This is a genomic window from Alphaproteobacteria bacterium (genome assembly GCA_041396705.1).
Taxonomy (GTDB): domain Bacteria; phylum Pseudomonadota; class Alphaproteobacteria; order CALKHQ01; family CALKHQ01; genus CALKHQ01.
The window spans coordinates 164,847-185,335 of record JAWKYB010000008.1 but is presented as its reverse complement, the minus strand read 5'-3'; the positions used below and the strand labels follow the sequence as shown (position 1 = coordinate 185,335).

General features: G+C 69.0%; 18 protein-coding genes and 1 pseudogene. 11 read left to right on the top strand and 8 right to left on the bottom strand.

The genetic code is table 11. The features are described from left to right. Positions 1 to 66: 66 nt before the first annotated feature. Both R3F55_13305 and R3F55_13300 read left to right on the top strand, forming a co-directional pair. Positions 67 to 954 carry a phytanoyl-CoA dioxygenase family protein gene (locus R3F55_13305; GenBank protein MEZ5668389.1) on the top strand — a complete coding sequence of 296 codons (888 nt, stop codon included), beginning with the start codon at positions 67 to 69 and terminating at the stop codon, positions 952 to 954. Between the two features lie 78 nt (positions 955 to 1,032). After that, the gene (locus R3F55_13300; GenBank protein ID MEZ5668388.1) at positions 1,033 to 1,551 is read left to right on the top strand and encodes a hypothetical protein; all 519 of its coding nucleotides are present in this window, start codon (positions 1,033 to 1,035) and stop codon (positions 1,549 to 1,551) included. An 88-nt stretch (positions 1,552 to 1,639) separates the two neighbouring features. On the opposite strand, the gene ftsH is transcribed toward R3F55_13300, so the two are convergent. From ftsH to R3F55_13265, 7 genes and pseudogenes are all read right to left on the bottom strand, one after another. Next, complete coding sequence (gene ftsH / locus R3F55_13295) at positions 1,640 to 3,574, bottom strand: ATP-dependent zinc metalloprotease FtsH (protein MEZ5668387.1); 1,935 nt, start codon at positions 3,572 to 3,574, stop codon at positions 1,640 to 1,642. Between the two features lie 70 nt (positions 3,575 to 3,644). Beyond that, a complete protein-coding gene (gene tilS / locus R3F55_13290; GenBank protein MEZ5668386.1) occupies positions 3,645 to 5,012 on the bottom strand; it encodes a tRNA lysidine(34) synthetase TilS in 1,368 nt (455 codons plus the stop codon). Positions 5,013 to 5,043: 31 nt separating this feature from the next. Continuing rightward, positions 5,044 to 5,838, bottom strand: coding sequence for a tol-pal system protein YbgF (ybgF, locus tag R3F55_13285; GenBank protein ID MEZ5668385.1), 795 nt, complete (start codon positions 5,836 to 5,838; stop codon positions 5,044 to 5,046). A 37-nt stretch (positions 5,839 to 5,875) separates the two neighbouring features. Further along, positions 5,876 to 6,358, bottom strand: coding sequence for a peptidoglycan-associated lipoprotein Pal (gene pal, locus R3F55_13280; protein ID MEZ5668384.1), 483 nt, complete (start codon positions 6,356 to 6,358; stop codon positions 5,876 to 5,878). 308 nt (positions 6,359 to 6,666) lie between these two features. After that, positions 6,667 to 7,431, bottom strand: coding sequence for an SDR family oxidoreductase (locus R3F55_13275; GenBank protein MEZ5668383.1), 765 nt, complete (start codon positions 7,429 to 7,431; stop codon positions 6,667 to 6,669). Positions 7,432 to 7,569: 138 nt separating this feature from the next. Next, positions 7,570 to 8,058: pseudogene (locus R3F55_13270) on the bottom strand (peroxiredoxin). A gap of 184 nt (positions 8,059 to 8,242) precedes the next feature. Beyond that, positions 8,243 to 8,869 carry a hypothetical protein gene (locus R3F55_13265; protein MEZ5668382.1) on the bottom strand — a complete coding sequence of 209 codons (627 nt, stop codon included), beginning with the start codon at positions 8,867 to 8,869 and terminating at the stop codon, positions 8,243 to 8,245. Positions 8,870 to 9,014: 145 nt separating this feature from the next. On the opposite strand from R3F55_13265, the gene R3F55_13260 reads away from it, so the two are divergent. From R3F55_13260 to R3F55_13235, 6 genes are all read left to right on the top strand, one after another. After that, positions 9,015 to 9,752, top strand: coding sequence for a FadR/GntR family transcriptional regulator (locus R3F55_13260; GenBank protein MEZ5668381.1), 738 nt, complete (start codon positions 9,015 to 9,017; stop codon positions 9,750 to 9,752). Further along, on the top strand, positions 9,749 to 10,978 hold the full coding sequence (locus R3F55_13255; GenBank protein MEZ5668380.1) for a PLP-dependent transferase: 1,230 nt from the start codon (positions 9,749 to 9,751) through the stop codon (positions 10,976 to 10,978). Before R3F55_13260 ends, R3F55_13255 begins: the two co-directional genes overlap by 4 nt. Next, positions 10,975 to 12,237: a sugar ABC transporter substrate-binding protein gene (locus R3F55_13250; protein MEZ5668379.1), complete on the top strand. Its 1,263-nt coding sequence runs from the start codon at positions 10,975 to 10,977 to the stop codon at positions 12,235 to 12,237. The genes R3F55_13255 and R3F55_13250 overlap by 4 nt, the downstream gene beginning before the upstream one ends. Then, positions 12,219 to 13,169: a sugar ABC transporter permease gene (locus R3F55_13245; GenBank protein ID MEZ5668378.1), complete on the top strand. Its 951-nt coding sequence runs from the start codon at positions 12,219 to 12,221 to the stop codon at positions 13,167 to 13,169. The genes R3F55_13250 and R3F55_13245 overlap by 19 nt, the downstream gene beginning before the upstream one ends. 24 nt (positions 13,170 to 13,193) lie before the next feature. Beyond that, complete coding sequence (locus R3F55_13240) at positions 13,194 to 14,045, top strand: carbohydrate ABC transporter permease (protein ID MEZ5668377.1); 852 nt, start codon at positions 13,194 to 13,196, stop codon at positions 14,043 to 14,045. A 535-nt stretch (positions 14,046 to 14,580) separates the two neighbouring features. Then, positions 14,581 to 15,525, top strand: coding sequence for a phytanoyl-CoA dioxygenase family protein (locus tag R3F55_13235; GenBank protein ID MEZ5668376.1), 945 nt, complete (start codon positions 14,581 to 14,583; stop codon positions 15,523 to 15,525). A gap of 18 nt (positions 15,526 to 15,543) precedes the next feature. On the opposite strand, the gene R3F55_13230 is transcribed toward R3F55_13235, so the two are convergent. After that, positions 15,544 to 15,873 carry a hypothetical protein gene (locus tag R3F55_13230; protein ID MEZ5668375.1) on the bottom strand — a complete coding sequence of 110 codons (330 nt, stop codon included), beginning with the start codon at positions 15,871 to 15,873 and terminating at the stop codon, positions 15,544 to 15,546. Between the two features lie 345 nt (positions 15,874 to 16,218). Between R3F55_13230 and R3F55_13225 the strand changes: the two genes are divergently transcribed. The 3 genes from R3F55_13225 (at position 16,219) to R3F55_13215 (ending at position 20,451) form a co-directional block, all read left to right on the top strand. After that, positions 16,219 to 17,301 carry a substrate-binding domain-containing protein gene (locus R3F55_13225; protein MEZ5668374.1) on the top strand — a complete coding sequence of 361 codons (1,083 nt, stop codon included), beginning with the start codon at positions 16,219 to 16,221 and terminating at the stop codon, positions 17,299 to 17,301. A 95-nt stretch (positions 17,302 to 17,396) separates the two neighbouring features. After that, positions 17,397 to 19,670, top strand: a complete 2,274-nt coding sequence (locus R3F55_13220) for an ABC transporter permease (protein MEZ5668373.1) — start codon at positions 17,397 to 17,399, stop codon at positions 19,668 to 19,670. Further along, positions 19,663 to 20,451 carry an ATP-binding cassette domain-containing protein gene (locus R3F55_13215; protein ID MEZ5668372.1) on the top strand — a complete coding sequence of 263 codons (789 nt, stop codon included), beginning with the start codon at positions 19,663 to 19,665 and terminating at the stop codon, positions 20,449 to 20,451. Before R3F55_13220 ends, R3F55_13215 begins: the two co-directional genes overlap by 8 nt. Positions 20,452 to 20,489 lie beyond the last annotated feature (38 nt).

Genomic DNA, 20,489 nt, shown 5'->3' with positions numbered 1-20,489 from the left:
GGCAGCATTGCTGGGGGCGTAGCGATGGACGAAGCGGGCGAAGGGTTCGGCGGGCGGTGCAGGGCCATGGGGCGCCCGGTGGAGACGGCGATGCTGGGCGCGCTCGCCGATTCGGCACCCCTGGTCGGGCAGCCCGGCGCGCTCGCTGCCCGGCTGGAGCGGGACGGCTACCTTTTCCTGCGCGGCGCGGTCGCGCCGGCACTGGCCGATGCGGCCCGGCATGGCGTGTTCGGGCGGCTGGCGGAGATGGACGAAGTGGTCGATCCGGCTGGCGACACCCGCGCCACCGGCCGCTCGCGCCGCGCTGCACTGGCACCCGACAAGGGCGTCTTCTGGCAGGCGGTCAGCGAGCAGCCGGCGATGCGTGCGGTGACGCACGGGCCGGCGCTACGTGCGCTGATGAGCGAGATCCTGGGCGTGCCGGCGCGGCCGTTCGATTTCGTGTTCCTGCGCCCCGGCGTGACCGGCCGCCATACCGACATCCATTGCGACAAGCCGTTCTTCACCCGCGAGACCGAACGGGTGGTGACCTGCTGGATCGCGCTGGGTCCGGTGCCTGTGGAGCGCGGGCCGCTGTTTGTCGTCGAGGGTTCGCACCGCTGGCCCGACGTCAGGGCGGCGGTGGAGGGCTACGACGTCGCCCGCGACCGCCATCGCCGCAACGCGCTGACCGAGCATCCCGGCGATTTCGCGGCCGCGCGCGGCACTCGCCTGCTGACCGCGGACTTCCGGCCCGGCGATCTGGTCGTGTTCGCCATGTACCTGCTGCACGGCGCGTTCGAGAACCATGCGGCCGACGGCGGCGTGCGGCTGTCGTGCGACGTACGCTTCCAGCCCGAGGCCGATGCCTGCGACCCCCGCTATTTCGGTCCCCACCCGACCGGCACCACCGGTGCGGGCTATGGCGAGCTCAATGGTGCCAAGCCGCTGACGGAAGAGTGGCACCAGCGCTGAGGCTCTGGTTCAATGCGGACACGCCGACCGGTCGGCGCGGCGCGTCCCGCCGCGGGACGCCACGAACTGGAGGATAACATGAACCATCCCCCTGCCTGGACCCTGCGCGGCCTGCTGGCGGTCGTTCCCGCCCTGGCGCTGGCCGCGTGTGTCGGTGGCTCCTCGGGCGGCAGCGCGGGCGGCTCGACCGGCAGCGGCGCGAGCGGCGCCGGCTTCGTGCCGGGACAGACCGTGGAAGTGCTGTCGACCGGCGGCGTCACGCCGCCGCCGGGCCAGTGCGTGCCCAGCCAGCAGACCGCCTGGGTGACCGAGACGGCTTCGGTCGCCCTGGTCGGCCAGGCTTCGCTCGGCCCGGACAAGCAGCAGCTGGCCTGCGAGGTGGCGCTGCAGCAGCTGCAGTCGAGCGGCGAGCAGCGCTGCGCCACCAACTACAACAGCCCCGGCGTCTACCGGAACCCGGTGTTCCTGCCGGCAGCGCTGACGGCGTCGGCCTGCCGCTGCACCGAGACGGTGACCACCACGGACTGCGAGGTCTCGGCGACCGCGCAGTGCGGCTATGAGGCGATGACGACGCAGACCGTGCAGATCTGCGGCTGAGTCCCCGCCTCCGCCGGACCTGCATGCGAAAACGGGCAGCCGCCGGCTGCCCGTTTGTCGTTCGGAAGTCCGGCCAGCCGGCCGCCGGTCAGGTGCCCTGCGGCTCCGGCTCCGGGCCGATGCCCTTGCCGCCGGCCGCGCCCTTGCCGCTGGTCGGCACCGACGAGCGCGGCGGCGGCGGGGTCGCGGTTCCGCCCTTGCTGCCGTCGTCGCGGTGGATCGCCTCGCCGCGCAGCAGTGCGTGGACCTCGTCGCCGGACAGGGTCTCGTATTCGAGCAGTGCGTTGGCCAGCAGGTCGAGCTGGTCGCGATGGCCGGTCAGGATGTTCTCCGCCCGGCTCTGGCCGTCCTCGACGATGCGACGCACCTCCTCGTCGATGATCTTGGCGGTGGCGTCGGACACGTTCTTGGTCTGCGTCACCGAATGGCCGAGGAACACCTCCTCCTGATCGCCGGAGTAGCGCAGCGGCCCGAGCCGATCGGACATGCCCCATTCGGTGACCATCTTGCGGGCCAGGTTGGTCGCCTGGCGGATGTCGTCGGCGGCGCCGGTGGTGACCTTCTCCGAGCCGAAGACCAGGTTCTCCGCGACGCGGCCGCCGAACATCATCGCGATCTTCGACGTCACTTCCTGGAAGGTGTAGCCGTACTTGTCGCGCTCCGGCAGCATCATGGTCACGCCCAGCGCGCGGCCGCGCGGGATGATCGTCACCTTGTGCAGCGGGTCGCTCGCCTCCGAATGGATGCCGACCAGCGCGTGACCGGCCTCGTGATAGGCGGTCAGCGTCTTCTCCTCCTCGGTCATCACCATCGAGCGCCGCTCGGAGCCCATCATCACCTTGTCCTTGGCGGATTCGAAATCGGCCATGGTGACGAGGCGCTTGCCGCGGCGGGCGGCCATCAGGGCGGCCTCGTTGACCAGGTTGGCCAAGTCGGCGCCGGAGAAGCCGGGCGTGCCGCGGGCGATCACCTTCGGATCGACGTCCGGGCCCAGCGGCACCTTGCGCATGTGGACCTTGAGGATCTGCTCGCGGCCCAGGATGTCCGGGTTGGGCACCACGATCTGGCGGTCGAAGCGGCCGGGCCGCAGCAGCGCCGGGTCGAGCACGTCCGGCCGGTTGGTGGCGGCGATCAGGATCACGCCCTCGTTGGACTCGAAGCCGTCCATCTCGACCAGAAGCTGGTTCAGCGTCTGCTCGCGCTCGTCGTTGCCGCCGCCCAGGCCGGCGCCGCGATGGCGGCCGACCGCGTCGATCTCGTCGATGAAGATGATGCAGGGCGCGTTCTTCTTGCCCTGCTCGAACATGTCGCGCACCCGGCTGGCGCCGACGCCGACGAACATCTCGACGAAGTCCGAGCCGGAGATGGTGAAGAACGGCACGTTGGCCTCGCCGGCGATGGCGCGCGCCAGCAGCGTCTTGCCGGTGCCGGGCGGGCCGACCAGCAGCGCGCCTTTCGGGATCTTGCCGCCGAGGCGCTGGAACTTCTGCGGGTCGCGGAGATACTCGACGATCTCCTCCAGCTCCTCCTTCGCCTCCTCGACGCCGGCGACGTCGTCGAAGGTGACGCGGCCCACCTTCTCGGTCAGCAGGCGGGCGCGCGACTTGCCGAAGCCCATCGCCCGGCCGCCGCCGGACTGCATCTGGCGCATGAAGAAGATCCACACGCCGATCAGGATGATGAACGGCAGCCACGAGGCGAGGATCGACAGCAGCGGGTGCATGCCCTCCTCGGGCGGCTTCACGGTGAAGCGCACGCCGTTGTCGGTCAGCCGCCCGACCAGGCCGGGATCGTCCGGCGCATAGGTCTGGAAGGTGGCGCCCTGGGCGAACTGGCCGGTGATGGTCTGGCCCTCGATCTCGACGTCGCTGACCTGGCCCTGGTCGACCGCGGTGACGAAGTCCGAGTAGGGGATTGTGCGTTGCGCGGTTCTGCTGCCTGAGCCGCTGAACAGGTTGAACAGGGCCAGGAACAGGAGCCCGATGATCACCCAGACCAGGATGGTCTTACCGAAGTTGTTCAAGTGCCTGACCTTCCTCCGCCATCCTGCGGCACGCCGATTGCGCGTGCCGCGGTCCGGCCGCTGCGGGCGCCTAGGCGCCGATGTCATCCACCCCGAATTGCGCGCCACCATTCTGCGCCCGCTGTCCTGGACCGATCGGGTCCGTCATTGGCCGGGGCGGGGAAAAGGCGACTTTCAGCGCAGAATAAAGCGCAGACGGGGCCTTGCGTCCAGCATTGAGGTGGGGGAGCCAGGCCGCGCCGTCAAGGACTCGCGCCACCGGCAGCGAGGGGCGCACCGGCACGGGGACCGATTCGACGGCGGCCCGGATCGCGTCGTCGGCCGGGTCGACGTCGCGCAGCGCCGCGATCGTCACCGCCGCGTCGGCCCGGCAATCCAATTCGCAATCGAAACGATCGTCCCAGCGCGCGCGTTCGCCCGGCGCGAGTGTCAGCGGCGGTGCGGCGGCGGCGGCCTCGCGGTGGACCAGCCACCCCTCCCGCCAGCGGCTGAGCTGGGCGCCGGCCAGGGTCGCTCCACCGGAGGCGGGGTCGGCGATCCGGTGCAGCCAATGCAGCATGCTTTCGCGCCGGGGCGGATGCGGCGCGGTGCCGACGGTCGCAACCAGCAGGCCGAGCCCGCGCGCGGCCAGGTCGCGATCGCCGGCAAGCAGCGACGGTCCGTCGACTTCGGCGAAGCCCAGGGGCGACAGCGTCACGCTGCGCGCCAGCAAACGGTCGATGTGGCGGTCGAGGATGCGCCGGCTGCGCCGCATCGCGCCGGCGGTGTGGGCGACCCGTTCGGCCAGGCGCGCGTCGTCGGCGGCGATGGCGGCCAGTGCCTGCCGCAGGCGGACGCGGTCGAAACGCCGGTCGCGGTTGCTGGGATCTTCGATCCAGGGCAGCCGGCGGGCGGCAAGGGTCGCCGCCATCCGGCCGGGCGGCAGGTCGAGCAGCGGCCGCAGGACGCGCACATGGCGGAACGCCTTCTCCGGCACGATGGCGGCAAGCCCGTGCACGCCGCTGCCGCGGGCCAGCCGCTGCAGCAGCGTTTCCACCTGGTCGTCGCGGTGGTGGGCCAGCAGCAGGTGCAGGATGCCGCGGTCGCGGCAGAACGCCTCCAGCAGGCCGAGCCGCAGCCCGCGGGCGGCGGCCTGCACGTTGCCGGCGGGGCCTGCCGCGTCGGCCGTGCCGGAAAGGATGGCGTGGGCGATGCCGGCCGCGGCCATCCACTGCGCGACCTGCCGCGCCTCGTCGGCCGCCTCGGGGCGCAGGCCGTGGTCGACCGTCACCGCGATCGCCGCGCCGTTGCGGGCCTGCGCCCAGGCGTGGGCGAGATGGGCGAGGCACAGACTGTCGGCGCCGCCGGACACGCCGACCGCGACAGTGGGCCGGCGCTCGAACGGCGCGAAGCGGCCCATCAGGGCCGCGAACTCGTCGGGCTGGATTTCGGACGCCATCGGCCGCCTGCGGTCGGCCCGGGCCGCCGGGTCAGTTGCAGCCGGCGCTGATCCGGGCCTGGTCGGCGCGCTGCTGCACGTTGATCGGCGCGCTGGGGAAGTCGCTGCGCAGCTTGTTCAGCGTGGCGCAGGCGTCCGGCGCCCGGCCCAGCTCGATCAGCGCCAGACTCAGCTTCAGCAGCGTGTCGGCCGCCTTGTAGCCGGCCGGGTAGTTGGCGAAACCGGCCGCATAGGTCTCCGCCGCGCGCTGGTAGTCGGCCCGGTCGTAGTAGATCTCGCCCAGCCAGAAGAATGCGCTGCTGGACAGCGGATGGTTGGGATTGGCGCTGATGAAGGTGCGCAGGGCCGCGTCCGCGTTGGCGTAGTCGCGGTTGTCCAGCATGGCGCGGATGGCCTGGAACTCCGCCTCCGGCGTGCCGGGCGCGGCGCTGCCGCCGGTCCCGTTCGACAGGGTGGGCGGCGTGACGCCGGTCGTGCTGCCGGTCGTACCCAGCGCTGGCGTTTCCAGCCGCGGCGGCGTCTGCGGCGTCTGCGGGGCGGGACTACTGCCGCCGGTCACGCCCGAGGGCGCGCCGCCGAGCTCGCTGAAGCGGAAATCGACGTCGCGCGACAGCAGCTCGACCCGGCTGTTGAGCTCGCGCACCTGATAGTCGAGCTGCTCGACCCGGTTGGTCAGCGCCAGCATCTGGGTCTCGAGAGCATTCAGCCGGTCGAGCACCAGCGCGACGGCGCCGGAGTCCTGGGCCGCGGCCGGGGCGGCGAATGTCAGAGCGATCCCGGCGGCGAGCGCCGGGATCCTGCCAAAAGCGACGATGCGGTTGCGCATGCCTCCCCTCCCGGCTGTGCGCGGCCCGGATCCCTCGTCAGTTGACGACGGCAACGGCGCGGCGGTTCTGCTGCCAGGACACCTCGCTGGAACCCGGCACCGCCGGGCGCTCCTTGCCGTAGCTGATGGTGGCGATCCGGGCGCCGCTGACCCCGAGCGCGATCAGGTAGTCGCGGACGGAATTGGCGCGGCGATCGCCCAGCGCCAGGTTGTATTCGCGGGTGCCGCGCTCGTCGGCATGGCCTTCCAGCGTGATGTTGACGTTGGGATACTGCTGCAGCCAGGCGGCCCAGCGATCCACCGTCGCCCGCGCGTCCGGACGCAGGTTGTACTGGTCGGTATCGAAGAACACGCGGTCGCCGATCGTCTGGTTCAGGTCGCCTTGCGTGCCGGGGACGGGCCCGGTGGTCGAGACCGGGGTCACTCCGGTCGAGCCCTGGGCCGCCGTGCTGGCGTCGTCGGACGAGCAGGCCGCCACCAGCAGCAACGCGGCTACCGCGGCCAGAGCCTTCATTCGCATGGCGTGAACTCCCCTTGTTTTTGCAACGGTGCCAGGACCTCGACGCCCCTGCGTCTTTGCGTCAGCCGCCGTCGTCACGCGAACAGCCACTCAAACTGTGTCAAAAAAATGAGCCGGCGGCGCACTTCTTCGACGGGGTGCCAGTGGCACCGGTAAAACAACATCAAGATTCCAGCCGAGTCCTGCGACTCGTCCGTTGCGCCCTTATAGGAACAGCGCGACGCGCTGGCAAGCGGCTGCCAGGGGCTGAAACGGACCGCGACGATGACGTTTCCGTCATGCGCCGCGCCGGGTTCGGCGGGCTGCGCTCAGACCCAGCCGCCGTCGACGATGTAGCTCTGGTTGGTCATCGCGCTGGAGTCCTCGGAGGCAAAGAACAGGACCACGCGGGCGATGTCGGCCGGCTGCAGCTTGCGCTTCAGGCACTGGCGCCGCATCAGCTCCTCGACGCCTTCCGGGGTCAGCCACTTCTCGATCTGGCGCTGGGTCATGATCCACCCCGGCGCGATCGAGTTGACGCGGATGTTGAATTCGCCGAGATCGCGGGCCAGCGACCGGGTCAGGCCAAGGTTGGCCGACTTGGCGGCTGTGTATGCGGCCATGCCGCCCTGGCCGATCATCCAGCTGGTCGAGCCGAAGTTGATGATCGAGCCGCCGCCGGCGGCCTTCATGCCCTCGGCCACAGCCTGGGCGGCGAAAAACTGGTGACGCAGGTTCACGTCGAACCGTTCGTCCCAGTATTCCGGCGTGACGTCCTCCAGCTTGTGGCGTTCATCGTGCGCGGCGTTGTTGACGAGCACGGTGATGGTGCCGAGCGTCGCCGCGACCTCGGCGATGGCCGCGCGCAAGGCCGCGATATCGCGCACGTCGCACGGCAGGAAGAGCGGCTTGCGGTGGCCGTCGGCCGCGATCCGGTCGACCAGGGCGCGCGACGGCGCTTCCGCGATGTCGACGAAGGCGACCGCCGAGCCCTGGGCACAGAAATGCTCGACGAGCGAGGCGCCGATTCCCATGCCGCCGCCTGTGATGAACACGACCTTGTCGCGCAGGCAGGGATAGACGGTGGTGGTCATCGGCATGGACATCGGCGGCCTCCCGCTGGTTGTTGTTCCGGCGCGTGCGCCGCGCCGGATCAATGCACCAGGGGACGACCGCCGATCAAGGGGTCGCGGCGCGTCCGGTCGCCGCGATCAGGCGGCGGCCTTCGCCTGCAGGTAGCCCAGCATGTTCGGGGCGTCGCTGACGGCGAACGGATCGCCCGGCGCATCGATGTCCTCGACGAACATCTTCTCGATCACGCCGTCGCGGACCAGCATCGAATAGCGCCAGGACCGCTCGCCGAAGCCGAGATCGTCCTTGTTCACCAGCATGCCCATGCCGCGTGTGAAGTGCCCGCTGCCGTCCGGCAGCATGGTCACCTCGTCGTCGATGCCCTGGTCCTTGGCCCAGGCGTTCATCACGAAGCTGTCGTTGACCGACAGGCAGTAGATCGCGTCGACGCCGGCCTGCCGGAGGGCCTGGGCGCCGACCATGTAGCCGGGCAGGTGGGTGGACGAGCAGGTCGGGGTGAATGCCCCGGGCAGGGCGAAGACCACAACGGTCTTGTCCCTGAACAGCTGCTCGGTGGTCCAGTCCTGCCACTGGCCGTCGACGCGGACCTTGAACGTGACCTGCGGGACGCGGTCGCCGGGTTGCTTCATGTCGTCTCTCCTTCCGTTTTTCCGTCCGAATTCGGGCGCGCTGCCGCCATTCCTCGCGGCAGCCTGTGCCAGAGATATGGGGCGAGCACGGCACAATTGCAACTTGGTATCATTCCAGAAATGTAACAGCCGGCCGGTGCGCGATGCCGTGTCGTGGGCGTTGGCGCGCTCCGCCGTCGCCCGGTCAGTGCAATGCCTGGCTCGCCGGCCTAGCCACCGGTGCGCTCAGCGCGATCGCGCGCGGGAAGCGCAGGCCCGCCACGCCGAGTTCGCGGCCGAGGTCTTCGAGGTGACGGCGCGCAATGCGCCGCGCGCCGGGCGCCAGCAGCCGGTCCAGGCGCGCCGTCGCCGGTGCCGGCCGGACTTCGCCACGCGCGTCGATCGCCTCGACCATGGCGCCGACCAGCCGGATCTCGTCCGGAAACACGCCGCAGCCGCCTTCGCCGATCAGGACCGGGCCGCGCGCGCCGGCCTGGATCGTCTCCAGCAGGCGCAGGAACGGCACCGTCGCGTCCGCCGCGCCAATCTTCGCGAAGGCCTGGCGGATGGTGGCCCAGCGCTCCGCCGCCGGAACCTCGTCGTTCACCCACATCCGCATCGCCCAGATCAGCATCTGTGCGCCGAAGGGCAGGTGGCAGAGATGCCATCGTTGCGGCTCCGCCAGGCCCCGGCCGGGCTCCGCTTCCATCGCTTCCGTTGCGTGATCCTGCATGACGACCGCTCTCCCCGGCGCCTGTCCGATGCGGCACATGATAAGCGGATTGTTTTTGCAATTGCAAATCATTTGCAGTTCGCGGGTTTTCTTTCCCATGGCGATCCGCGGATACAGACGCTGAGGCCGGCATAGGCCCAGGCCGCCGGATGCCGCACTGCGACCATGTTGCGGCTACGGAAATGGGCCTTGAATTGGTCTGACAACTTGACCATGCTCGGCTGTCGCCACAGGAGCGCCGACGATGGCCGCACCCGCAAATGTCCGCTCGCCGCGCGAGATCGCGGCCATGCTGAAGCCGATCAAGCTCGATTCGCGCGACATGCGCGTGCTGGCCGGCCTTGCCGAACTGGTGGTGCAGTCGGGCATGGCGCCGGGTGCGCGGTTCCCGGCCGAGCGGGTGGTGGCGGAGCGCCTCGGCGTGGGCCGGTCGACGGTGCGCGAGGCGCTGAAGCGGTGGGAGGCGCTGGGCATCGTCGAGCGGCGCAAGGGCAGCGGCACCTATCTGAAGACGCCGATCACGCCCGGCTCGCTGCACGTGCCGCTGACCGTGCAGATGGAGTCCGATGCGCTGCGCCGCACCCTGGAGGTGCGCCGGGCCCTGGAGCTGGAGGTGGTGCCGCTGGCCTGCGAGCGCGCGACCAATGCGGAGCTGGCCCGCGTCGCCGAGACTTATGCCGCGCTGGCCAAGGCGCACGACCGGTACGGCCCCTCGCCGAAGCAGGATCGCATCTTCCACCGGGCGATCTACGAGGCGGCCCACAACCCGATCTTCGGGCAGATCATCGAGCAGCTGCACGACGCCTTCGACGCGATCTTCGCGGCGCCGTTCGGCGACGCCGCCTTCGGCGACGACACCTATCCCATTCATGCCGACCTGTGCGCCGCCGTGCTGGCCCGCGATTGCGCGCGCGGCCGTGCGGCGGTGGAGGCGATCTTTGCGATTCTCGCCCGCGACCTGGACCGGATCAAGGCGCCATGACCCCCGATGACCCGCTAGCGGCTCCCACGTTCGACGGCGAAGGGCTGGGCACCCTGCTGGCGCACGACCCGCCGGGCATCTACGGCGCGGTGGTGCCGCCGATCGTGCAGACCTCACTGTTCACCTTCCCCTCCTACGCGGAGATGGAGGCGCGCTTCCACGGCCGCAGCAGCCGCCACATCTACAGCCGCGGCGACAACCCGACCGTGCAGGCGTTCGAGGAGAAGATTCGGGTGCTTGAGGGTGGCGAGGCGGCACGCGCGGTCTCGTCCGGCATGGCCGCCATCGCCTGTGCGGTGCTGGCAAATGTCGAGGCCGGCGATCGCATCGTGTGCGTGCGCGACGTCTATCCCGACGCGTTCAGGCTGTTCCGCCTGTTGCTGACCCGCTTCGGGGTCCGGGTCGACTTCGTCGATGGCGGCGATCCGGCCGCCATCGAGGCGGCGGCCCCGGGCGCCAAGCTGATCTACCTCGAGAATCCGACCAGCCTGACCTTCCGGACCCAGGACCTGGCCGCGATGGTCGCCATCGCCCGCCGCCACGGTCTGGTCAGCGTGATCGACAACAGCTGGGCAACACCGGTGTTCCAGCGGCCGCTGGCGCACGGCGTCGACATCGTCGTGCATTCGGCCAGCAAGTACATCTCCGGCCACAGCGACACCATCGCCGGCGTGATCGTGACCTCGGCCGCCCACATGGCCCGCATCATGACGCTGACCTATCCGGTGCTGGGACCGAAGCTGGCGCCGTTCGAGGGATGGCTGCTGCTGCGCGGCCTGCGCACATTGGACCTGCGCATGCGCCGGCACCAGGCCAGCACCGCGACGATCGTCGAGCGGCTGCGCGCCTCGCCGCATGTCGAGGCCGTGCATTGGCCCGGCCCGGATGGCTGCGGCACCCTGACCGGCGCATCTGGGCTGTTCGGGGTCACGCTTGCCGCGCATGTCGACATTGCGCGCTTCTGCGACGCGCTGCGCCTGTTCCGCCTCGGCATCAGCTGGGGCGGGCACGAAAGCCTCGCCTTCCCGGCGCGCATCGGGCTGACGATCCCGAACGCACCGGCCAACTCTCTTGTCGAGTTTGGCGTGCCGGACCGGCTGGTGCGCCTCAATGTCGGCCTCGAGGAGGCCGACGACCTGTGGGCCGACCTGGACCAGGCGCTGGCACAAGCGGCCACCGGTCCGGCCCGTTCCGAAGCGAGAACCAAGGAGGGAGAGCTGCAATGAAACGGATGCTGCTGGCCGGGGTATTCGCCGCGGCCGCGTGCGGCTCGGCGCAGGCCGAGACCACGCTGACCCTGGTGGAGGTGATCACCAGCCCGCAACGCACCGAGCTGCTGCAGGGCATGGTCGACAAGTTCGAGGCCGCCAACCCGGACGTGTCGGTCGAGATCATCTCGCTGCCCTGGGGCCAGGCGTTCGAGAAGCTGGCGACGATGGTGCAGGGCGGCCAGGCCATCGACGTGGTCGAGATGCCGGAGCGCTGGATGTCGCTCTATGCCGGCAACGGCCAGCTGGAGAGCCTGGAGCCCTATCTCGCCGCCTGGGACGGCACCGGCGAGATCAACGACACCGCGATGGGCTTCGGCCGCGTGGTCGGCGACACCGCCTACATGATCCCCTATGGCTTCTACCTGCGCGCGCTGTTCTACAACAAGACGCTGTTCGCAGCCGCCGGCCTGGACGGCCCGCCCGAGACCTGGGACGAGTTCAAGGCCGACGCGGCCGCGATCTCGGCGCTCGGCGACGGCAAGTACGGCTATTGCCTGCGCGGCGGCCCGGGCGGCACCACCGGCTGGCTGCTGGCGATGACGGCGATGGAGGGCTCCGGCCGCTGGTTCGACGACGACGGCCGCTCGATCTTCTACAGCGACGCCGCCAAGGCGGGCGCCCAGCTGCTGGTCGACGTCTACACCAGCGGCGGTGCCCCGCGCGATTCGGTGAACTGGGGCTTCAACGAGATCGTCGCCGGCTTCTATTCCGGCACCTGCGCGATGCTGGACCAGGACCCGGACGCGCTGATCGCCGTGTCCGAGTACATGAATGCCGAGGACTTCGCGGTCGCTCCGCTGCCGCTCGGTCCCGGCGGCAAGGCCTATCCGTCGATCGGCTACGCCGGCTGGGCGATGTTCGCCAGCTCCGAGCACAAGGACGACGCGTTCGCGCTGATCTCGCACCTGTCGAGCCGCGACTCCAACCTGGAATGGGCCAAGTTCGTCGGGGTCATCCCGATCCACAAGGGCGCCGAGCAGGATCCGTTTTTCCAGACCGAGCAGTTCGCGGGCTGGTTCACCGAGATGAACGACCCGCGCTGGCAGCCGCTGCCCTATCCGGCGCATCTGGAGGAGTACGCCTATTTCGCCGACGTGCTGTCGATCCAGACCGGGCAGGAGATGCTGCTGGGCCAGCGCACGGTGGACGACGTCGTCACCGAATGGGCCGACTACCTGACCGCCGCCCAGCAGAAATGGCTGGCGGAACAGTAGTCGCCTCTGTCGCCGCGGCGTCCGACTCTGGCCGAAGGACGCCGCGGCGACGCGATCTCGGCGCGGCCCTCGAACCCTGGACCTACCTCGCTCCGTCGCTGGTGCTGATCGGCGCGGTGATGTTCGTGCCGCTCGCGGTCGGGCTGTCGTTCGCCTTCCGCAATCTCGAGCTGCTGAACCCGTTCGAGCAGGGCTGGGCCGGCACCGCCCATTTCGAGAAGCTGGTCGCCGACCGTCATTTCTGGACGGCGGCGACCAACACCCTGTGGTGGACCTTCGCCTCGCTGGCGTTGCAGTTTCTGTTCGGCCTCGGCCTTGCGCTGCTGCTGAACCGGCCGTTCGCCGGCCGCAGGCTGATCCAGGCGCTGGTGTTCCTGCCCTGGGCGGTGCCGACTTTCCTGTCCGGCCTGAACTGGGCCTGGCTGTTCAACCCGGTGATCGGTCCGCTGCCGCACTGGATGGCCGGCCTCGGCATGCTCGACCAGCCCTACAACATCCTCAGCGACCCGGCGCTGGCGATGTGGGGCCCGATCGTGGCCAATGTCTGGTTCGGCATCCCGTTCTTCGCCATCACCCTGCTGGCCGCCCTGCAGGCCATTCCCGGCGAGCTGTACGAAGCCGCGGCGATCGACGGCGCCGCGCCGTGGCAGCGCTTCTTCCGCGTCACCCTGCCGTTCCTGGCGCCGATGATCGCGATCACCGTGATGCTGCGCACGATCTGGATCGCCAACTTCGCCGACCTGATCGTGGTGATGACCAACGGCGGGCCGGCGCACGCCACCGAGACCATATCCAGCTATATCTTCACCACCGCCTACAAGGGTCTCGACTTCGGCTACGCGTCGGCGGTGGCGACGGTGCTGCTGCTGCTGCTGCTCGCCTATGCGGCGCTGCTGTTGCGCATCCGCCGCGCCATTCCCGCGGTGGCGTGAGCGGCCGGCGATGGGAGCGGCGTCATGATCGTGCAGCGGGGCGGAACGGCGGCGACGCTGGGGCGCGGCATCGGCCATTATGCGGCGCTGGCCGGCTATGTGCTGTTCGCGCTGTTCCCGCTCTATTGGCTGGTCAAGATCGCGGTGACGCCGGACTCGCTGATGTACAGCGAAGGCGTGCCGCTGTGGCCGTCGGCGACCACGCTGGCCAATTTCGAGCGGGTGCTGACCCAGTCCGACTTCCCGCTGTTCTTCCGCAACTCGCTGGTCGTCTCGCTGTCGACGGCGGCCGTCGTCACCGTGGTGGCCGCCTGCGCCGGCTATGCCTTCTCGCGCTTCCGGTTCCGCGGCAAGATGGCGATCGCCTTCGTGATGCTGCTGACCCAGATGTTCCCGCTGGTCATGCTGATCGCGCCGATCTACCGGCTGCTGGCGCCGCTGGGGCTGCAGGACAGCCTGGCCGGGCTGATCGTGGTCTACGCCGCCTTCAACGTGCCGTTCGCCACCTTCCTGATGCAGTCGTTCTTCGAGGGGATCCCGAAGGACCTGGAGCAGGCGGCGATGATCGACGGCTGCACCCGCGCCGGTGCGCTGCGGCGCGTCGTGCTGCCGCTGACGCTGCCGGGCATGGCGGCGACGCTCGGCTTCGTTTTCATCGCGGCGTGGAGCGAGCTGCTGTTCGCCCTGATGCTGATCAACAGCAACGACCAGATGACATTTCCGGTCGGGCTGCTGAACTTCGTCTCGAAGTTCGCGGTCGACTGGGGCCAGATGATGGCCGCCGGCGTGCTCGCCCTGATTCCGGCCTGCGTGTTCTTCGGGCTGATCCAGCGCTATCTGGTCAAGGGCCTGACCGCCGGCGCGGTCAAGGGCTGAGGCCCAGGCCCGGCGGTGCCAAGCCGGCCCGCCAAAGCAAAAACGGCGAAGCGATTGCTCGCCCCGCCGTATCCAGTCAGTCCCAGTTCGGGACAATTCTTGTTGTCGCGTCTCTCCCTAGACACTCGGGCCGTGGACCGAAGCCGCCGGTTCGTCGCCTGTCGTTGCAAGCGCCGGTGTTTCGATCAGCGTCTCTGCCGGCGCGGATAATTGAATTTTGCCGGACATGAGTCAATGACCATTTCACCGGGAAAGCGTGGATTCGGGCCGGCTAAACGCGTTTAGTCTGCCGCACTTTCGCAAGTGCAACATGCAGTTCGGCTCGTCGTTTGGCCATTTGCTCGCCGCTTTGTTGCGTCGCATCAATTCTGCCTTTGCACCCGCAGCATTCGTCTCGGCGTTGCCGGCGTCGCGATTTACGCAAGTTGCGCGGTGAATACAGATGTAGCGGCGGGCGCGCCGGTGCCAGCGTGCACCGGTTGGTCCTTGACGGCATCGGCAGTGCGGACCGAGCATGGCAGCGGGAGGAGCCGACATGGGTGTTGCCAATCTGGCGGCGCACGACGCCGTCAAAGCGCGCGAAGCGTTGAACCGCGACGGTTTCGTTATCGTCGAGGGCCTGCTCGACCGGTCCACGGTCGCCGACCTGAAGGCACGGGTCGACGCGATGCTCGCCTACGAGCGCGAACACCCGTTCGATCCCGGCGACGGCCCCGCCCTGCCCGGGGACGAGAAGTTCTGCAACGAATACGGGCCGTTCGTTGCCGACGCCGCGGAGAGCGAGCGGGTGCGGCGACGCATCCGTGCCGACCGTGCGCGCGAGTTCGACACACCCTGGCCGGTGCCGCCGGAGGAGGTGTGCATCAGCTTCTTCCACCTGCCGACGGTGTTCGACGGCGGCCGGTCGCAACGGGTCTTCAACCTGATCAACAAGGACGCCGCCTTCGCGCCGCTGATCGAGCATCCGGCGATCCTCGACATCGTCGATGCCGAGCTCGGCCGCGACGCGGTGCTGCTCGACGTGTCGATCAACAATGTCGGCGCCCGCACCGACAGCGGCGGCTGGCACCTCGATTCGCCGATCAGCCAGATGCCGGAGCCGCTGCCCGACTTCACCCTGGCGATCCAGACGGTGTGGATGCTGGACGACTTCCATGCCGCCAACGGCGCCACCCACGTCGCCCGCGGCTCCAACCACACCCGCCGGCAGCCACCGAAGGGCCAGGCCGGGCTGGACAACGAGGTGGTGCTGGAAGGCCCGGCCGGCTCGCTGGCGATCTGGCTGTCGCAGACCTGGCACCGGCACGGCGGCAACAGCACAGACCGGGCCCGCACCGGCATGATCGTCCAGTACGGCCGGGCCTGGATCAAACCCTTCGTCGACCTGCGCACGCCGCTGACGGCGGAATTCGCCGCCACCCTGTCGCCGCGGCTGCGCTACATGATGGGCTGCAACGCCAACGCGCCGGTGCGCGGCTGAGCCAGCGATGCGGCGGGCCTAGGCCGCCTTCTTCCTGCTGTCGTAATCGCCGTTGTGCAGCTTGACCTCCTGGCGGTCGATCCAGTCGAGCAGGCGCCGGCGCGAGCGGGGAAAATCCAGCGCCACCAGCGCCAGTCCGGCCGGCAGCATCCACAGGCCCAGCACCGGCAGGAAGCTGAGCAGGCCGCCGATGATCAGCGGCACGCCAAGCGCCGTGCGCGCAACACGCGGGATCCGGCGATCGGCCCAGCGCACCGTCTCGATGGTCTTGCCGACCAGCTGGCGCTTCGACGGCACCATGCGGTCGAAGAGGCGGCGGAAAACGGACGGCCGCGTGCCGGCTTTCATCGAACGCTCATTCCCAAAGCCTGTTGACCCGCCTGCCGCAACATATGAGCGGCCTTGGCCACGATGCCAAGCCGTGTCCGGCTCGTCCCGTCCATCGTAACGCAACGCGCGAGCGGGCGTTCCGCGTCATGGCGCCCGATGCCGCCGCGTCGCGACGGGGATTTGTCTGATGTTTCAGGGCCATGCCGGCTCGGCGCCGGGCCGGAGGGTCGAAATCGTCGGGAAAAGTCGCACTGGAAATCGGCGAACGCGCACATCAACATCTATTCATAATATGATTCCTCTTGTACCATGGCTGTGTGCTGCGTGGGATCAACATGCGCAGCCGCTCACTGGGAGGAAGCAATGAACGGCAGACAGACAGTGTTTGCAGCGGCGGCGATGCTTGCCGCGACCACGACCGCAGGCTGGGCGCAGTCGGGCTCGGTGGAGCAGGCGGTGGGGGGCTACAGCTTCGATGCGGCCGCCGCGGAAGCCCCGGGAACCAGGGATTTCCACTCGAACGACGGCGTGCTCACCTTCGCCATCGTGACGCACACGGCAGGCAACGGCTTCTTCGATCCGGTCTACGTCGGCGCACGCGTCGCGGGCAACATGATCGGCGCCAACATCCTGCTGCTCGGCTCGGAATCGCCGACCGACGACCCGGCGCGCGAGATCGAGATCCTGAACCAGATCGTCAATGATCCGACAATTGACGGCATCATCATGACGACCCCGCAGGTCGGGGCCTACGACGACATCGTCCGGACCGCATATGCCAACGGCATCCCGGTCGCCACGACCAACTCGTACGATCCGACGATCTTCGACCGCAACGGCATCAGCCACACCGGCCAGGATGCGTCCGCGGCCGCGATCGCAGGCGAAGCGCTGGTCAAGTGCCTGATCGACCGCGGGGTCACCGGCGGCTCGATCATCCTGCCGAACGACACCGCGATGGGCAATATCGAGGTCAACAACCGCGTGACCTCGGCCTTCAACGCGATCGTTGCCGCGCTGCAGGCCAACAACATGCTCGGCAATTTCCAGGTCGATGCCGGCCCGGAGAATGTCGGCGTCTCGGCCGACATGAACGACCCGGTCAACAGCATCATCTCGCTGATGGAATCGCGCGGCGACGTCGTCGGCGCGTTCGCCGGCAACAACGTGTTCACGCCGGCGCTGGCCAGTGCCGTTGCCCAGACCGGGATGACCGGGCAGATCTGCGCCTATGGCTTCGACCTCGGCCCGGCACAGCAGGAGGCGCTGCGCACCGGCGACCTGACCGGTGCGCTGGGCCAGCAGCCGTTCCTGCAGGGCTTCTGGCCGGTGATGCAGCTCTACCTGCAGATCGATCGCGGCATCTCCGCCGCCAATCTCGACACCCGGGCGCAGCTGGTCACCGGCGACACCGTCGGTTCGGTCGGCAGCCGCTACGAGAACTGATCTCGGACTGAGGCTCGGCATTGCGGGGCCGCGCGGGGCAACATGCCTTGCGCGGCCCCGCTGCCGTGCCCGCGTCGCGGATGCGAGGACCGCCCATGTCGATCGTTGCTGACCGAACGAGCCAACGCCAGCCGCTGCAGCTGGTCGGCGGCTGGGAGGCCGGGCTGTTGTGCCTGATGGCACTGCTCTACCTCGGCGGCACGCTGCTCAACCCGGATTTTTTCGGCACTGCGGATGCGTTTCACGCCCTGCTTCGCGACTCCGCGCGCTTCGGCGTGATGGCGGTGGGCATGACCTTCGTCATTGCCAACAAGGACCTGGATCTGTCGATCGGATCGACGCTCGGCGTCATCGGCGTCGTCTTCTCGATCTGCTTCAACCCGGTCCAGTACGACCTGGGCGTCGTGGCCTCGGTTGTGATCTGCGTCGCGCTGGGTACGCTGATCGGGCTGACCAACGGCGTGCTGGTCACGTTCCTGCGGGTGCCGGCGTTCATCGCCACCCTGACCATGCTGCTGATCGGCCGCGGCATCGTGCTGGGCCTGACCGGCGGGCGTTCGATCTACTATCGCGGCGCGGCGGACGAGAACGCCTGGTTCTTCGATCTTGGCGCGACCAACGGCTGGGGCTTCAACAATCAGATCGCGATCGCGCTGATCGTGGTTGTGGTCGGCGCGCTGGTGCTGGCCAAGACCCGATGGGGCTACGAGACATACGCCACCGGGGGCAACCAGCAGGCGGCGGCCTATGCCGGCATTCCGACCAATTGGGTGCGCATCCGCGCCTACGTCATCTCCTCGCTGTGCGCGACGCTGGCCGGCCTGATGACCGTCGCGCAGGACAAGGGCATCACCTCGCAGGCCGGCCTGCTGACCGAGCTGATCGTGATCGCCTCGGTGGTGATCGGCGGCGCCTCGATCCTCGGCGGCCGCGGGCGCGTGCTCGGCAGCTACCTCGGCGCGATGCTGGCGGCGCTGCTGCACAAGGTGCTGCGCGAGGGCGTGCCGATCACCCGCGAGGTCGAGGTCAACGGCGAGCTTGTCCAGGTCCAGGCGACGTCGACCCTGCCTGCCGGCGCGATACCCGCCTTCATCGGCGCGCTGCTGGTGCTGGCCGTGCTGATCGAGCCCTATGTCATCCGCCGCAAGGTGCCGCAGCGCATCGTGGCCTGGCTGCTCCGCCGGCCGCCGCCCCGGGTGCCGGAGATCGGCGGCGTCGCGTCGGAGGGCGCGCAGACCAAGGGCAGCGTCACCGCCGACCGCTCGATTTCCGCCCGCGGCATCGGCCGCTTCCTGGTCCGGCGCGACGCGCTGGCGATCATCCTGGTGGTCGTGCTGTGGATCGTCGGCTTCAGCCTGCGCCCGGACTACTGGGCCGGCCTGCCCAACAGCTTCGCCATCCTGCTCAACTACACCGAACTGGCGATCCTCTCGCTGGGGCTGACCTATGTGATCGCCTGCGGCGACATCGACCTGTCGGTCGGCGCGGTCCTGGCGTTGTCCGGCAGTGCCGCGGCCTACAGCCTGAAGGTGCTGGGGCTCGACCCCGGCTCGGCCATGCTGATCGGCATCCTGGCCGGCCTGGCCGCCGGCGCGATCAACGCGGTCGTCGCCGTCGGCTTCGGCCTGCCGGCCTTCATCGCGACGCTGGGCATGTTCTACATCGCACGCGGGGTCGCCTCGTGGATCGTGGCGGGCCAGCAGCTGACCGGCTGGGCGGAGCCGTTCAACCTGATCGGCCGCAAGGTCGGCGACATACTGGCGTATCTGGAAATCCCGCGCCCGGACGGGCTGCTCGGCGACATCGCCGACGTGGTCAGCATCCAGTCGATCCTGATGCTGCTGCTGGCCATCGTCGCGGGCGTGGTGCTGGCGCAGACCCCGTTCGGCCAGAAGATCTATGCCACCGGCGGCAACCGCCGCGCGGCCGACTATGCCGGCATCAACACCCGCCGGATCCGCGTCACCGCACTGCTGATGTGCGCGTTCGGCGCGGCCATCGCCGGCGTGATCAACGTCGCCTACTTCCGCAGTTTCAACCCGGTCGCCGGACAGTTCCGCGAGCTTGACGCGATCGCTGCGGTCATCATCGGCGGCGGGTCGATCTTCGGCGGCTTCGGCACCATCATCGGAACGCTGGCCGGCGCAGCGGTAATCACGCTGATCCGCGCCCTGCTGCAACTCAACATCGTCACTGCCGACGGCCAGTCCTATTCGCTGCCGCAACACTGGGTGAACACGTTCATCGGCGGGATCCTGATCGTGGCCGTGCTCATCGACATCTGGATCCGCCAGGCCAACGTGCTTGGCCTGCTGTGGGCGAGAATCGTGCCGCGGCGGCCTGCCGTAAGGAAGATCAGCCATGATTGAGACAGCGACGCGGCCGAAGCCCATCGTCGAGATGCGCGGAATCCACAAGTCGTTCGGCGCGGTCAACGCGCTGGTCGACGTCGACCTGGTGCTGAGGCCTGGCGAGATCCTGGGCCTGGTGGGCGACAACTCGGCGGGCAAGTCGACGCTGATGAAGATCCTGACCGGGGCCTATCATCGCGACTCCGGCGAAGTCCTGGTCGGCGAGGCGGCCACGCACTTCCGCAGCCCGCACGAAAGCCGCGAGCTCGGTATCGAGATGATCTACCAGGACTTCGCGCTGTGCGGGAACCTGGACGTCGGCCAGAACATCTTTCTCGGCCGCTGGCCGCGCCGCGGCATGTTCATCGACCGCAAGCGGATGTACCGCGAGGCGACCGACGTGCTGCAGCGGCTGAAGGTCGACGTCAACTCGGTCTACCAGAAGGTCGAGAGCCTGTCCGGCGGCCGACAGCAGTCTGTGGCCATCGCGCGGGCGATCTCGTTCGACCCCAAGGTCATCATCCTGGACGAGCCGACGGCGAATCTGTCGGTGATGGCGACGCAGCGCCTGCTGGAGACGATGGTCGAGCTGAAGAAGCACGGCGTGGCGCAGATCATCATCTCGCACCGCCTGACCGACATCTTCGAGGTCGGCGACCGGGTGATGGTGCTGAAGCGCGGCGAGAATGTCGGCGATCGCTATATCGCCAGCACCACCGAGCACGAGGTGCTCGAACTGATCGTCACCGGCACGCCGGAGACGGCCAGGACCGCGGACCAGGCGCAGGCGGCCGGCTGACGGCGGGCGCGCTGTCGCGCGCCCCCCGGCCAGCCCCA

Excerpts from the sequence above, each read along its gene's own strand:
- ybgF (MEZ5668385.1), bottom strand. The coding sequence starts at position 5,838 with ATGCGCAACCGCATCGTCGCTTTTGGCAGGATCCCGGCGCTCGCCGCC.
- R3F55_13275 (MEZ5668383.1), bottom strand. The coding sequence starts at position 7,431 with ATGACCACCACCGTCTATCCCTGCCTGCGCGACAAGGTCGTGTTCATC.
- R3F55_13235 (MEZ5668376.1), top strand. The coding sequence starts at position 14,581 with ATGGGTGTTGCCAATCTGGCGGCGCACGACGCCGTCAAAGCGCGCGAA.
- R3F55_13305 (MEZ5668389.1), top strand. The coding sequence starts at position 67 with ATGGGGCGCCCGGTGGAGACGGCGATGCTGGGCGCGCTCGCCGATTCG.
- R3F55_13215 (MEZ5668372.1), top strand. The coding sequence starts at position 19,663 with ATGATTGAGACAGCGACGCGGCCGAAGCCCATCGTCGAGATGCGCGGA.
- R3F55_13225 (MEZ5668374.1), top strand. The coding sequence starts at position 16,219 with ATGAACGGCAGACAGACAGTGTTTGCAGCGGCGGCGATGCTTGCCGCG.
- R3F55_13230 (MEZ5668375.1), bottom strand. The coding sequence starts at position 15,873 with ATGAAAGCCGGCACGCGGCCGTCCGTTTTCCGCCGCCTCTTCGACCGC.
- R3F55_13240 (MEZ5668377.1), top strand. The coding sequence starts at position 13,194 with ATGATCGTGCAGCGGGGCGGAACGGCGGCGACGCTGGGGCGCGGCATC.
- R3F55_13265 (MEZ5668382.1), bottom strand. The coding sequence starts at position 8,869 with ATGGGAAAGAAAACCCGCGAACTGCAAATGATTTGCAATTGCAAAAAC.
- tilS (MEZ5668386.1), bottom strand. The coding sequence starts at position 5,012 with ATGGCGTCCGAAATCCAGCCCGACGAGTTCGCGGCCCTGATGGGCCGC.
- R3F55_13300 (MEZ5668388.1), top strand. The coding sequence starts at position 1,033 with ATGAACCATCCCCCTGCCTGGACCCTGCGCGGCCTGCTGGCGGTCGTT.
- pal (MEZ5668384.1), bottom strand. The coding sequence starts at position 6,358 with ATGCGAATGAAGGCTCTGGCCGCGGTAGCCGCGTTGCTGCTGGTGGCG.
- R3F55_13245 (MEZ5668378.1), top strand. The coding sequence starts at position 12,219 with ATGGCTGGCGGAACAGTAGTCGCCTCTGTCGCCGCGGCGTCCGACTCT.
- R3F55_13220 (MEZ5668373.1), top strand. The coding sequence starts at position 17,397 with ATGTCGATCGTTGCTGACCGAACGAGCCAACGCCAGCCGCTGCAGCTG.
- R3F55_13250 (MEZ5668379.1), top strand. The coding sequence starts at position 10,975 with ATGAAACGGATGCTGCTGGCCGGGGTATTCGCCGCGGCCGCGTGCGGC.
- R3F55_13255 (MEZ5668380.1), top strand. The coding sequence starts at position 9,749 with ATGACCCCCGATGACCCGCTAGCGGCTCCCACGTTCGACGGCGAAGGG.
- R3F55_13260 (MEZ5668381.1), top strand. The coding sequence starts at position 9,015 with ATGGCCGCACCCGCAAATGTCCGCTCGCCGCGCGAGATCGCGGCCATG.